This is a genomic window from Mesorhizobium sp. M7A.F.Ca.US.005.03.2.1 (assembly GCF_003997795.1).
GTDB lineage: Bacteria > Pseudomonadota > Alphaproteobacteria > Rhizobiales > Rhizobiaceae > Mesorhizobium > Mesorhizobium ciceri.
In genome coordinates this window covers 1-1,205 of record NZ_RZRP01001270.1, presented here as the reverse complement: position 1 = coordinate 1,205, position 1,205 = coordinate 1, and the positions used below count along the sequence as shown (strand labels likewise).

Sequence of the window (1,205 nt, the reverse complement as noted above, 5' to 3'; positions counted from 1 at the left end):
CGACAGGCGCTTGGCCTCATGACCGCGTGGCGGGAAAATGTCAGGAGAAACGTGCAGCTTCATAAAAAACTATATAGAGGCGATTGACGATTTAGACAAGAGTGTCTAAATTTGTGGACACAAGATTAAGAGATTTCGCATGAGAGAGACGAACAGAACTCGCTCTCGAGGTGTCGGAATCTGACGGGATGGAACGTCCTAGGTTAGACGTCGCCTGGCGGCGGCAACCAGATTTGAAAGAAGCCTCTATCATGAGTCCCAAATTCCTCCGCATCGCGGTCGTGCTCGGCTTGTTGTCCGCCATCGGCCCGTTCGCCATCGACATGTATCTGCCCGCGCTGCCGTCGATCGGCGCCGATCTGCATGCCGGCACCGCTGCCGTGCAGATGAGCCTGTTGATCTTCTTCCTGTCGATGGGCTTTGGCCAGATCGTCGTCGGGCCGATCTCCGACATGGTCGGCCGCAAGCTGCCGCTCTACGGCGGCCTTGCGCTGTTCATGGTCGGCGGCATCGGTTCGGCAATGGCGCCGACCATCGAATGGCTGATCGCTTTCCGCTTCCTGCAGGGGCTTGGCGCCAGCGCCGGCATGGCCGTTCCGCGCGCCATCGTGCGCGACCTGCATACCGGCAATGAGGCTGCCAAGCTGATGTCCTTGCTGATGCTGGTATTTTCGGTGTCGCCGATCCTGGCGCCGCTGACCGGCAGCGTGATCATCGAGAATTTCGGCTGGCGTGCCGTGTTCTGGACGGTGACGGGCGCGGCTCTGCTGGCCACCATCCTTCTGGCGACCTCGCTCAAGGAGACGCGGCCGGTGGAAGATCGCGCCGGGTCCTCCTTCGGCACCGCGCTGTCGGCCTACCGCTTCCTGATGGGCGACCGTAACTTCCTCGGCCTGACGGCGATTGCCGGCTTCGGCATTGCCAGCTTCTTCGTCTATCTGTCGAGCTCGTCGTTCATCCTGATCGACCATTACGGCCTGTCGCCTTCGGTCTACAGCGTGTTCTTCTCGATCAACGCGGTCGCCTTCATCGGCATGTCGCAGATGACGGGGCTGCTGGCCGAGCGCTTCGGCCTGCGACGCGTGGTGCGCGTCGCGGTGACCGGCTATGCCACGACGATGGTGGTGCTGTTCGCGGTGATGGCGACGGGCATCGACCGGCTCGACGTGATGGCGGCGCTGCTGTTCGTCGGCTACGGCTTCCTT

At 61.7% G+C, this 1,205-nt stretch carries 1 protein-coding gene; it reads left to right on the top strand.

Going from position 1 to position 1,205, the window contains the following annotated elements; genetic code table 11:
* Positions 1–251: 251 nt before the first annotated feature.
* On the top strand, positions 252–1,205 hold a 954-nt coding region (locus EN991_RS36925; protein ID WP_127370560.1), incomplete at its 3' end, for a multidrug effflux MFS transporter.